This is a genomic window from Pedobacter sp. (assembly GCF_035317785.1).
Taxonomy (GTDB): domain Bacteria; phylum Bacteroidota; class Bacteroidia; order Sphingobacteriales; family Sphingobacteriaceae; genus Pedobacter.
Window position 1 is genome coordinate 1 of record NZ_DATHGC010000063.1, and the last position, 12,328, is coordinate 12,328.

Annotated in this window: 17 protein-coding genes; all 17 read left to right on the forward strand. The window is 41.6% G+C overall.

The genetic code is table 11. From position 1 onward, the window contains the following. The first annotated feature begins 204 nt into the window (after positions 1-204). Positions 205-534: a hypothetical protein gene (locus VK541_RS03985; protein ID WP_324367149.1), complete on the forward strand. Its 330-nt coding sequence runs from the start codon at positions 205-207 to the stop codon at positions 532-534. Between the two features lie 99 nt (positions 535-633). Next, positions 634-876: a hypothetical protein gene (locus VK541_RS03990; protein ID WP_324367151.1), complete on the forward strand. Its 243-nt coding sequence runs from the start codon at positions 634-636 to the stop codon at positions 874-876. After that, positions 873-1,139: a hypothetical protein gene (locus VK541_RS03995; protein ID WP_324367153.1), complete on the forward strand. Its 267-nt coding sequence runs from the start codon at positions 873-875 to the stop codon at positions 1,137-1,139. The genes VK541_RS03990 and VK541_RS03995 overlap by 4 nt, the downstream gene beginning before the upstream one ends. Beyond that, a complete protein-coding gene (locus tag VK541_RS04000) occupies positions 1,123-1,332 on the forward strand; it encodes a hypothetical protein (protein ID WP_324367156.1) in 210 nt (69 codons plus the stop codon). Before VK541_RS03995 ends, VK541_RS04000 begins: the two co-directional genes overlap by 17 nt. Next, positions 1,329-1,886 carry a hypothetical protein gene (locus tag VK541_RS04005; protein ID WP_324367158.1) on the forward strand — a complete coding sequence of 186 codons (558 nt, stop codon included), beginning with the start codon at positions 1,329-1,331 and terminating at the stop codon, positions 1,884-1,886. The genes VK541_RS04000 and VK541_RS04005 overlap by 4 nt, the downstream gene beginning before the upstream one ends. A 259-nt stretch (positions 1,887-2,145) precedes the next feature. After that, on the forward strand, positions 2,146-2,856 hold the full coding sequence (locus VK541_RS04010; RefSeq protein ID WP_324367160.1) for a hypothetical protein: 711 nt from the start codon (positions 2,146-2,148) through the stop codon (positions 2,854-2,856). 4 nt (positions 2,857-2,860) lie between these two features. Then, a complete protein-coding gene (locus VK541_RS04015) occupies positions 2,861-4,924 on the forward strand; it encodes a terminase gpA endonuclease subunit (RefSeq protein ID WP_324367162.1) in 2,064 nt (687 codons plus the stop codon). A 120-nt stretch (positions 4,925-5,044) separates the two neighbouring features. Continuing rightward, a complete protein-coding gene (locus VK541_RS04020; RefSeq protein ID WP_324367164.1) occupies positions 5,045-5,353 on the forward strand; it encodes a hypothetical protein in 309 nt (102 codons plus the stop codon). Beyond that, entirely contained in the window at positions 5,353-6,981 is a 1,629-nt protein-coding gene (locus tag VK541_RS04025; RefSeq protein ID WP_324367165.1) for a phage portal protein, read from the forward strand. Before VK541_RS04020 ends, VK541_RS04025 begins: the two co-directional genes overlap by 1 nt. Continuing rightward, positions 6,965-7,378 (forward strand): hypothetical protein, encoded by a 414-nt coding sequence (locus VK541_RS04030; RefSeq protein ID WP_324367167.1) that lies wholly within the window; start codon positions 6,965-6,967, stop codon positions 7,376-7,378. The genes VK541_RS04025 and VK541_RS04030 overlap by 17 nt, the downstream gene beginning before the upstream one ends. Before the next feature lie 65 nt (positions 7,379-7,443). Further along, positions 7,444-8,715, forward strand: coding sequence for a S49 family peptidase (locus VK541_RS04035; protein ID WP_324367169.1), 1,272 nt, complete (start codon positions 7,444-7,446; stop codon positions 8,713-8,715). Between the two features lie 2 nt (positions 8,716-8,717). Continuing rightward, entirely contained in the window at positions 8,718-9,488 is a 771-nt protein-coding gene (locus VK541_RS04040) for a hypothetical protein (protein ID WP_324367171.1), read from the forward strand. A gap of 3 nt (positions 9,489-9,491) precedes the next feature. Continuing rightward, positions 9,492-10,562 (forward strand): major capsid protein, encoded by a 1,071-nt coding sequence (locus tag VK541_RS04045; protein WP_324367173.1) that lies wholly within the window; start codon positions 9,492-9,494, stop codon positions 10,560-10,562. Positions 10,563-10,575: 13 nt separating this feature from the next. After that, positions 10,576-10,911 carry a hypothetical protein gene (locus tag VK541_RS04050; protein ID WP_324367175.1) on the forward strand — a complete coding sequence of 112 codons (336 nt, stop codon included), beginning with the start codon at positions 10,576-10,578 and terminating at the stop codon, positions 10,909-10,911. Next, positions 10,911-11,294, forward strand: a complete 384-nt coding sequence (locus VK541_RS04055) for a hypothetical protein (protein ID WP_324367177.1) — start codon at positions 10,911-10,913, stop codon at positions 11,292-11,294. The genes VK541_RS04050 and VK541_RS04055 overlap by 1 nt, the downstream gene beginning before the upstream one ends. Next, on the forward strand, positions 11,294-11,899 hold the full coding sequence (locus tag VK541_RS04060) for a hypothetical protein (RefSeq protein ID WP_324367179.1): 606 nt from the start codon (positions 11,294-11,296) through the stop codon (positions 11,897-11,899). Before VK541_RS04055 ends, VK541_RS04060 begins: the two co-directional genes overlap by 1 nt. 11 nt (positions 11,900-11,910) lie before the next feature. Further along, positions 11,911-12,328 (forward strand): hypothetical protein (locus tag VK541_RS04065; RefSeq protein ID WP_324367181.1); only part of this gene is annotated, 418 nt, incomplete at its 3' end.

The following is a 12,328-nucleotide window of genomic DNA, read 5'->3' on the forward strand; positions in this document are numbered from 1 at the left end:
ACTGGAACATCCGGCCAGTACAAAAATGCGGCATTGACTTCGTAGGTTATGTGTTCAGGCATACGCACATTTTACTCCGTAAACGAATAAAACAAAACTATGCAAGGATGATAAAGAAAAGACCAAACAGGGCTTCCATAGCCTCTTATCGAGGCTGGACAGACCACGCTAATTGTATAAACTTAAATAAAACGCTTCTCACAGATGATCTCATTCAACGACTTAAACTTACCAGAACAAAAAACACTCGAAGGCTTAAAAATCGATATAAGCGAAGTATTCAACAAAAACATAGAAGTATGGGATTACCATATAGGGGAGTCAAAGTATGATCGCGTTCAGCACGGAAAGCTTCTGACGCTCCAGATTGAGCTTGATGGTGCAAAACGGGTAATATTTACCCAGTCATCAAACTTAATGGATGTTGTGCAGCACCCTAATGCTAAATTCCCTTTTAAAGCTAAAATAGTTAAACACTACCGGGGATTCCGGTTTACCAGTCCAACCAATGAAATATCACTTACTAAACCATGAGGTATGGTATATCTGCTCCTGCTGCGGTTACGAGTATGATGTAAGATCCTGGATCACCTGCCCAAATTGTATAAAACCTGTCATTAAAACTTAAACAAAATGATAAATGAACCAAAAAAAATCTATTTGCAGGTGGGACCTGAAAATAACGAAGAAATTGATTTCAAGGATCTTGATGAAGTAACGTGGTCCGCTGACCGGGTGGAGGAGTCGGACATTAAATACATCAATGAATTGGAGTTTATACCCCTAATTGACGCGTTGGAATCGATAAAGTACAAGTGTTTCAAGAAAATGCCGGAGGTATATATGCTCATTGATCAGCTATTGTCTAAGAAATGAAACAATGGATTGTATCATATAACGGGAATAGATGTCTTCCGGATCTACAATCAGAAAACGTTAAGACACCTTACCCTCAGCTGATCTTCTCTTATGAGGGTAGATCATTCTTTGTTGAATTTGACAACAGAACAGATTACATGGCTGCCAGGGATTCAAATATAGAAGTGCCAGTGATGGTTATATCGGCAAACAGGTCTAAAAGATTTAAAGGAACAGTGCTCCACAAAGCAATTGAACTCAACTATGAAATTTCTAACTAAGAAAGAGCAAACAATGATCAATATCATTAATGCCTCTGGTGAGCTAACTCCAGAAAAAAGAAAAACAGCAATAGCCGCTGTTCAGTACAATGCCCGCCTGAGGCAGGATCAATACCGTAGGCCTGTTAAAATATTCTTGGCCGTTATCTCTGACTATCAATCAACTAAAGTCCTTAAAAACCTTTTAAAATGAGTTCGATTAAAAATAAGATCGGTCAATGCATCGATTGCAATGGAGGCGTTAACAAGCCTATAGTAGCTAAACGTTGTATAAGTGCTCCTGAATATCATTACCAAAAATACAATTCTAAACGTCATCAGGATGCCAGCGTCAAGAACAAGAAAGCCAAAGCAGCGCGGGCAGAGAGTTATTCTAAGGAAGGCTATACGATAGGTAAATGGTTTAATGACCAGATAGCTGTAATGCCTTATGGCTGCGAAAACTGTGGCGATAAGCTAATTAGGAACGCTGTGTGGGGCTCTAAAGCATATGTTGCTCATATTGTTCCAAAGAGGTTTTTTGAGAGCGTCATGCTGCATCCATTGAACCGTGTTTTTCTATGCATTGATTGCCATACTAAATTTGATAATAGCTTATCACGTGAGGTTGAAGCGATGCCGGTTTATCCTCTTGCAGTCGAAAGATTTAATTTATTCAAGCATATGATAGTTCAAATAGAGATCAAGCATTTATCACCTTGTTTCGATATCGTATATATTGATAATGTTTCCATCAGTGAAGCATAGGAAACATACTGAGAGGCCGCATCGGTCTTGTCCTCGTCTATTGAGGCCTAAATCAAAAGGTACTGTGGAGCAAATAATAAACGCATGCAATACGTTGCGTACTCCAATCTGTAACCGGTTAAGGTTTTTTTTAATTTGTTTTATCTTATGTTATCATAACAAAACTCACTTTGATAAAAAAATATCATAAATTAGCTCCTATTATAGTGGAAACACGTTATACAGCAGCGCAAAAATCTGATATAACACTCATTAATTTATGGCAATAGTTACTAGACAGGAGTTCGCCGACATGTGCGGGGATAATGTGAAACTTTTGAATGTTTACATTTCGAGAAAAAAAGTTATTCTGCATGATAGCTCTGGAAAACTTGTAGACACTGATAATCTCATTAATTTGCTTTATAAAAAGAAAAGACAGGAGATTAACAAATCGAAAAAGGAAGATTCGCAGATTATCAATAATATACTTCCGAATCCGAGGAAAAATAAAAAGCAGGTAGATGATGATGGCGATGACGATCTCCCTCCTCCACTTGATCAATCCTTTATTACGGAGGCGATGTCCAGAGGTAAGCGCGATAGCTCCGGAGATATGAATCAGGAAAATATGCAGGGATGGATTCGAAAAAAAATGAAAGGCGATGCGGAGCTGGTGGCTCTTAAAGTCGAAAAAGAACAGCTGCTTTTAGACAAAGCCGCTGGAAAACTAGTGCCTGTTGATGTTGCTGCAAATGTTCTCAGGAGTCAAGCTAAAACTATTTTTGCAAACATGGAAAATGCTCTTGAAAATATAGCTACAGTCTTTTGCAATATAATGGCTGGAGGTAATATGGACATGTATACCAGGATTGTCGAAGCTGGCAGACTGGAACTAGGAAAGTCTATATCAAGAGCCGGCATAGATGCAAAAGATGATCTTGAAAAAATAATAACCGATTACTCTGATACCAGAGCCTCAAAATTTTAAATGTATGCTTAATCATCAATTAATAGTTTCTGCCTGGCGAGAGTCTTTCATGAAAATCAATGAAGAAATTTACAATTTTCAAGTAATAAAGCCAAAGGTTGACCAATGGATCGAGGCAAACATCATAATCCCGGATTCTACACCGGTCTACCCCGGACCTTACAGTTTCGATTTTACGCCTTACATGCGGGAAATAGTAAATCACATTCACCCGTCAGACCCAACCAGGTTTGTTTCAATCATGAAGGACGGCCAATCCGGATTTACTACCGCCTTGGTAATCGGAGGGATCCTCTATCTAATTTCAGAAGCACCGGATGGTATTCTGTTCACAGCCGCAGATATTCAGCTCGCTTCCAAAACAATAGAAGAGCGCCTGGATCCAGTAATAAGAAGTTCAAATCTTGATCATCTGATCCGGCCTAATGTTATTAAAAAGACAAACAACAGAACTGGTGACACTTCTAAGAAAAAAGAGTTTGCCGGCGGTACACTAACTGCCTTAGGTACAAACTCAGCCAATAGCTTCCGGATGTTCTCGGCAAAATACATCCTGGCAGATGATTATGATACCGCTCCAAAGGAGATCGGGAAAGAGGGATCTCCTAAAGCGGTAATGAAAACCCGGCAAAATAGTTTTGGTGAAAAAGCAAAGACATTTTTCATCTCTACTCCTACTGTTACTCAAACCAGCAACATTTACGAGCAGTATCTTTTAGGCACTCAGAAAAAATGGCATTGGCCATGTCCTGCTTGCGGAAATTATTTTCCTGTGGAATGGCAGACTGTACAGGAAGATGGATCTTATGCTGGTGTTATCTGGAAACTCGATGACCATAAAAAACTCATTCCGGAGACAGTACTGTATAAAACACAATGCTGCGGTCATTTGATCGAGGAGAAAGAAAAATACGATCTGAATTTATTAGGTAAGTGGATCGCAACAGCCGCTGTTTCTGAGGAAAGGCGTCACGAGAGCTATCAAAAAAACTTTATTTACAACCCGCCAGGTTTTGACGGTTGGATCGTGGGTGTTGAGGAATGGCTGCAAGCCTGCCCTCCTGGAGAAAAAGTCGTGGTGAAACTGCTCAAAACTTTCAGTAACCTAAGGCTTGGGATGCCATTCGCCGAAACCGGCGAAAGTCCGAAGGTAAATGACCTGATGAATAATACCCGAACTTATAAGCCGGGAATTGTGCCCGATTCAACGAGTGAATCAGATGGTAATGGAACGATTATCATGCTTACTCTGGCCTGCGATTTAAACGGAATTATGGAGAAAGACAACGAAGATGTTCGTCTGGATTGGGAGTTATTGGCTCATAGCAGCACCGGAGTTACATATTCCGTAGACCATGGAAGTATAGGAACATTCAAGCGGGCCCGGGACAGAAGCCGTAAGGAAAAGGAGGAAGATATGGTTCGCGACCGATGGACACTGACCCACAACGTTAAATTCTCGGTCTGGAAAACATTTGAAGAAGTTATAAGGCAAGAATACCCTCTGGAGAGCGGTGGCTCAATGAATGTCAGTCTAACTGTAGTTGATACCGGGTTTGGTGAGAAGCTTGCGATGCAATTCATTAAGAGTTTTACAGACGGGACCTACATTTACGGGGTAAAGGGTCGAATTGAAAATGATTATAGAAAGATTCAGCGGGATACAACTCCGGTGATCAGGAGCCGAGAGCATCCTGGCCATCTGTATATTGTCGAAGTTAACCAGATTAAGGACGATCTGGCTCAGATGATGAAGTTGCGGGAAGGCGAAGACGGAACTCAGCCAAGTGGCTATATGAATTATCCACAGCCTACTGATGGTAAATACACGATGAAAAGTTATTTCAGTCACTATGAAGGTGAGCGACGAACTGAAGTTGTTAAGGATGATCAGGTAATTGGGTATAAATGGGAAAAGAAAAACAATCAGGTTCAGAATCACTTTTGGGATGTCAGGATTTATGGGCTTGTCGCTCCTTTAATTTATCTTGATATTTTCAAACGAAGTAAATCTGCTTTTAAAAATTATACTTGGGAAGATTTTGTTCTGCTGGTTACTGCTCAATAAGTTTTGTTGTTTACACATAGGAAACTCAGGAAACATTTTATACATTCGTAATTCATTTGGTTTGTATTTGGTTTAAGCCCTGTATAGCTTGCGCTTACAGGGCTTTTTTAAATTATCACTATGTCATGTTTCACTGAATATACAATCAGTACTTTTTTGGAAAGTAAAACTGTTTTACAAGAGCGGATCCTTGCATTGGACATCCTAATTGATAAGGCAATCTTGCTCTTGGCTGACAACATCGACGGAGCAGCAGGCAACATAAGTTCTTATGAACTTGATGATGGTCAGGTCCGGATTAAAACCGGATACAGGAGTATGGCCGATATAGAATCGGGAATCAAATCTCTGGAGAGAATGAAGCAACTTTATATAAATAGATTGTACGGCAGATCAGTTACACTTCGTGATTCAAGAACTTTTCGATAATGAAAATATTTGGCTATAAAATTTTTGAGAAAATTGAGTCTGAAAATGAGCAGACTGAAATTACAGATCCAGCTGTAGAATCTCCCTCGTCTTTTCTCATGACTAACGATGGAATGTCAATAAGCTCCCACACTTATGTCAATAGTTATGTTTTCAATGGAGAGAAAACTGAGGGAGAACTTGGGAATCCAATAAACTTGATTCCCGACCATAGATCAATCAGATTAAGGGCCTATGAAGCCAACCTAACAAGTGATGTTATCAAAATTATCACAGGAAAATTCTTCAAATGGGTGGTAGGAACAGGTCTTAAGCTACAGTCCGAGCCATCTGAAAAGGTCCTAACCTTCGAAAAAATAAAGCAAGATTTGCCAGCATTTCGCTCAAATGTTGAGGCGTATTTTCAGCTGTACGCCAACAGCAAACTATCAGACTACCAGGGCATGTGTACGCTACACGACAATGCGTCAAAAGCTTTTGAAACGGCCTTTCTTGGTGGAGATTCCCTTGTGGTACTCCGGTTGGATGACGACATGAATGTTAATGCTCAAATTATCGATGGTCAACAGGTGGTGACTCCCATTCTTGACGGCACATATATCCGTGACGCGAAGGCCAGAGGCAACACTATCAAGCATGGTATAGAAATAGACAAACGTGGCCAGCATATAGCATTTTATGTATTAAAAGAATCTTTTGGTTCAATTGCTCCTGAATTTGAGAGGATTGAGGCTTATGGTGAGGGCTCTGGTTGCTTAATGGCCTGGATGGTTTACGGAGATAAACATAGAATCGACCACATCAGGGGCATATCAAATATCACCGCAATTTTAGAAAAGGTAAAGAAGTTGGACAGATATACTGAAGCCTCGGTATCCTCAGCCGAAGAGCGTGCTAAAATCGCATGGACAATAGAGCATAGCCGCTTTTCGGACGGGGAAAATCCAATGCTGGACAGGATCAAGAAAACCGCCGGCGGGGTTATTCAGGACAGTAATTATGCTTTGGGTGAAGTCGCCGCAAGAAATATTCATTTGACGGAGAATAAGCGTGTATATAACATGCCAATTGACGCAAAATTAAAAGCAGTTGACAGCCAGTCAGAACTTCAATATGAACCATTCTTTAAGGCTGTTTTTGTTCAGCTGTGCGCTTCTGTAGATATACCGCCCGAAGTTGCCCTGCAGCAATACAGTTCAAATTACTCCGCTTCCAGGGCCGCCATCAATGGATGGGGATTCATCATCAATATTTACAGGACCAAACACGCGAGAAATTTTTATCAGAACTTCTATAATCTTTGGCTGTATACCCACATCCTAAAAAATAAAGTGACTGCGGATGGATTCCTAAAGGCAATGCGCGACAAAAACCATTACATTTTGAACGCGTATTGTAATGCAAGGTTCACAGGTGCCACTATGCCGCATATAGATCCTAAAAAAGAAGCGGATGCGGTTAGAATCATGCTTGGGGACAGAACTAAAGGAGAAACTCCGCTTATGAGTCATGAGCAAGCTTCGGAGCTATTAGGAAACGGAGAATGGAGTGAAAATTATAGCAAATATTTAGAAGAAGATAAAATGATTGTTAAACCAAAACCTGAAGAAGATGCAAATAACGGGTAAGATTAGGAATAAATCGACTGCTCACTCTCTTCTATTAAAGCCAAAAGTTGGCGACGTAGTGTCATTTGAAGGGCGTTATTATTCAAATATTTCCGGAAGAAATTCCGCGGTCAGCGACTCGTCAAATTGGTTCCCACTTTCAGCCGGCTCTGACCCTGTAATCGTCGATAAAACTGCCCTTAATATCACAGGAACTGATCCTGACTTTTCAATAAGCCTTTTGAACGACGGAATCCCTGCCTTTCCTGCTTCGTTGTCTGTTTATATTGATTTGGAAGGTGACGATAATTATTTGAAGGTTGACCCTGTGATCTATGATCCGCTTACGAAAGTACTATCGGGGATGAATAGCCCTGCAGACTTTGCTGATCAGAAAATTAAGGTCGTGGCAATCTGATGCAGATTAAAATAAATGTTTCCTATTTTGAAACATAATAAACAAAATATTATATTTGTTGACATATGAACTACCCTTTATCTCGTGAAATTTATGAGCATAAGCCATGGATGGTTGACAGAACCACTTTCTCCGTGCTTAGCAACATGTTACTCGATTTTAGAAATGGAGTTAAGTTTGACGGAGCCAGTTCAAAATCTAATAGCACTCATCTCTACAGCATCAAATCTGATGCAAAGATTGTCACCGATACTTATCAATTAAATTCTGAATATTCCGATGATCTGGTTTATGTTATAAACCTTAATGGCCCTATTATCAAGAATGGGGGAATGAGCACCTGGGGAGTGAAAGATCTTATTCAACAGATGCAGACGTTCCAGGCTGATAATCGTATTAAAGGTGGGGTGATCATGGCAGATTCAGGCGGAGGCTCCCAGCTCGCTATGGAATTGATGCAGTATGCCGTAAGAAACAGAACCAAACCGGTTGTCGCACTAGTTGAAAGATCTGGGGTGGCAGCTTCTGCTGCTTACGGAATAATCAGCGAGTGCGACTGGATCATGGCTGAGAGCGAGCTTTCACAAGTCGGCAGCATAGGAACCATGATCTCCTTTAAAGCTGCCCCAAACCGTTCGGTAGATGGAAATGGTGAAAAACAAGTTACCATTTATGCGAGTACAAGTACCCGAAAAAATCTATGGTTCGAAGAAGCCCTGAATAACGACAATTATAAGTTGGCCATCGATGAAGTGTTAGATCCGGCAAATGAGCGGTTCAGAGCCGGTATCCGTGAAGTCAGGACTAAAGTTTTAGAATCTCAGCTTGACGGATCTGTGTATAATGCCGGTGATGTGATCGGTACACTGGTTGATCAGATCGGCGACTTCAAACAGGCTGTAAACAAGGTAATTGAATTATCAAATTCCCCTAAGTATTCAAAAAGTAAACAAGAAAATAACAAAAATAAAAAATCAACAGCTATGACAGCACAGGAATTACAACAACAGCATCCTGAAGTTCACCAGTCTATCCTTAGTGCTGGACATACTGCAGGTGTGAAATCAGAAAAAGAGAGAGTTAAATCTTGGATGACCTATCAAAGTGTCGATCCGGATGCAGTAAAAAAAGGAATTGAATCCGGAGAAGAGATTACCTCTTCGGTCCGTGAGGAACTTCTTTTGAAGTCGAGTCAATCAAACATGCTAAAAATTATCAGGACAGATAGCGCCCCTGATTTGGTTACTCCGGAATCAGAATCAGAAGGCAAACAGCTGACCGCTGATGACATTGCTTTCGAGAAAATTTACGGTAAACACAACATTAAACTTAACTAATCATGGGAGTAGACGTAACACAAAGAAACGCCACCCGTAACCAGTCTACTGCTGATTACGAATTAAAGAAAATATTCATTTTTGACAACAGGTTTGTTGAAGGTGTTTATAAAAATACCACCGGTAGCCAGCTCACACTGGTGTCTGGCATGTTGGTTGCCAGAGCAGCCGGTACTTATGAAGAGGCCTCAGTTGTTTTTTCTGCAACGCCTTTGGCTGCTGGAGAAACAGTAATTTTGGGAGGATTAACCTATACTTCAACTGGCGCCACGACCACAGCCCAGCTGGCGGCAGCATTTGCTAACCTGGACGCTGGCGCGACAACAGGAGGCGGAACAGCAACCGGAACTTATTCCGGTGCATTAACAGGATTTTCATCAGGACCAGTAACCAATGGCAATACAGTTGTCTTTACAGCAACTGCGACCGGCAATACAACCAACCTGGCTCAGACTGGTACCGGCGCCGCTTCAACAATTACCATCACTCCAGGAGGCACAGCAGTAGCAAGCGGCGTTATCCCTGTAACCTCTGGAAATTTAGCGAACGTCATTGGCGTCGCTGCAATTGACGGTTCGGTAGTGCTTGAAAACAGTGAGTCGGCTAATATGAATTACGGAACGAAAGGCACAATCGACGGCAACAGTCTTGTTTTGCCTGCAGGTGTTACTTTAGATACCATTGTTGGCGCGAAAACGTTGAGGGACGTTATTGAATCTCTCGGTCTACATGTAGACACTTCAACTGTTGATCACACAAAATTTGATAATTAAATCATGGCAATAGGATTATTTCAACACAGAAAAGCTGTTACCCAAGCGGCAATAGCCAAATTTTCGGACAATAAAGCCCCTAATCTAGGGCTGTCCGCCTTTTTCCCTACGGTTACAACCAGGGCAAAAGCCCTGTCTATTGAGGTCCAAAGGAACCGTCAGTTGGTTGCTGTGGATGTTCAGCGTTGTACAGACCCGCATAGAAACACTTTTAGCAAATCAACAGAAAAGATTTTCATTCCGCCGTTCTACAGTGAAATGGTTGATTTCACCAGCTGCCAGGGTTATGATATGTCTTTCGGCCTGGGAGTAGAACCTAATGCAGAGACAGCTGACATGCTGATCGAAAGCGCTGCTGCTGAAACATTGGCGTTGAAAAATATGATTCTCCGTGCGATCGAGAAGCAACGTGCCTCTGTACTACAAACCGGTACTGTAGTGCTGAAAAACGGAGATAGTATCAACTACAACCGTAAAGCAGAGTCAATGATTGTTAAAACCGGTACCGGACTTTGGAGTGCTGTAGCCACAGCGGATCCAATTGGTGATTTGAATACCGGTGTAGAATTTCTCAGAAACGAGGGACTTTCTGCAGGATCCACCGTTAATGCAATTATGGGCCAGACTGCTTTCGGCTATTTTATGCTGAATGAGAAGGTATTAAAACAAGCCGCAATCTTTAACCAGATTCGCCGTGTTGATCTTGGTATGCCTCAATTTGACAAGGTTACCGGCATGATCTTCCAGGGCCGTGTTGCAGCTGGTGACTATATGGTAAACATTTGGACTTACTCGGATTTTTACGAGAACCCGGATGGAAGTAAAACGAAATATGTAGATACCAACAATGTTGTTTTAATCCCGGATGACTTCGAAGGGAAAACAGCATTTGGTGGTGTTCCGGCCGTATTCAATCCAAATACTGAGAACCAGTACATCGCTCCTGTTCAGGGAGAGTTTGTTGTGCATGATGTAATTGATCAGATCAAGAAAGCCTGGAATCTGATTGTAGAATCAGCACCTCTGGTGATTCCGGTTTCAGTTGACAGGTTGTATACAATGAAGGTTTCATAATTAATTTCCGAAAATGGCAAAATATAAAATTTTGGTAATAGGCTTGCTGGTTGCAAGCAATACCGTTAAGCCCGCCGGTGATATTGTAGACGAAAAAGAACTACTCAGGCCTGCTTCAGACCTTCTAAAAGAAGGCTACATCGAACTGGTAGAAGAAGATGCGAAAAAATCAGAGGATCCCATCGAACTTCCGATACCTGGTGATGATGAAACAATCATTAAAAAAGAAGATCCGGCTTCTGATCCTGAGCCACCGATCGAAGATGAGGTAACAGAAGAGTCTGAGAAAATATCTGGTCCTTCTGAGCTTCCTGATGCCATTAAAAACCTTCAAAAAAAGAGTAAATAATGTCAGGAAAACTTTTACTGCAAGCACGTAAGGACGCGATAAAGTTCGTTTCAGCCGGTGGTTTTGAAGAGGATATTCTCATTAAAACTAAAGATGAAACAATTGAGCTTGCAGTAAAAGGTTTGACTTCCGGTCATACTCAGATCTTTGATAACGATGGCAATGGTGTAATTTCTACGAGTTTTCATATTGATGTTCCGGAACAATTCTTTATTGAAGCTGATTTTCCTTATATCAATCCGAGATCCGGGAAAATCGATCTGAAGGGGTATAAAGTTTTCAGTCCTGACAATACTCAGGCCGTTCGGCATTATGTGGTCAACGAAACGCACCCAAATGCTACTACCGGTTTAATTATCTGTATCCTGGGGAGGGCTGAATAATGGCAGCAATCATCGAAAATATCATCCCTCAGCAGGGATTTGAAAAGGTCCGGGATGCGATAGGTATAATTTTGACAGAGGAACTTAATCATCAAAAGCAGCTGCAGGGATTTGACGAAGAAATTACGGTTTATTCGGAACGAATTACTCCTATGGATGAAGCAGAGGACCTTTATTTTAATGTGCTGCTTGACAGTGCTACATACGGAGGGTTCACCCAGAAAGACAGCCAGGGCCGGACCTTATACTTTATCGACGTTTATACTGCTGGCCTCGCTAAGTCAGGTAAATCCGGGGAATCCTACAGTACTGACCGGCTTCACAAGTTTATGGGAATGGCCAGATACATCCTGAGCTACTCGGAATACAAGACATTAGGATTTGAACCTGGTCTGATTGGAGGAACTTATGTCGAGAGTTTTGCTACACTGGATCCAGCAGCAAAAGAAGACAGTAATTATACCAGGTTTGGAAGGCTACAGTTTGCTGTCCGGATCCAGGAGAATCAACTGCTTTGGCAGGGGATCGAATTACTTGGAAATGATACTACGGTTAAGCTGGAGGAAACGAATAAAGGGTTTAAATACATAATTGATAACAATTAAAAAATTATAATATGAGCATTTCAACAGCCATAGGATCGGAAAGAAGAAGCCGTGTTTCCGGATACAAAATCAAACGCGGCTTCTTTGATAATGAAACCCCTAACCTGCCCCAGGTAGTTGTAATCCTTGGTGAAGCAAATACAGCTAACCAGGCATCTATCACTGAAACTAAAAAAGAAATTACCTCAGCTGATGAAGCTGGCCAGGTCTATGGTTTTGGTTCGCCCATTCATCAGATCATGAGGATCCTTCGCCCGGTAAGTGGTGATGGCATTGGTGGAATTCCGACAATCGTAATTCCCCAGATCACTGCCGGCGGCGCAACAGCGACTGTAATAGTTTGGACCGTAACCGGTACCGCTACAGCAAACGCGACCCATACTTTAATTGTTGGTGGCCGTGAGAATCTGGATTTTAAACCGTACTCCT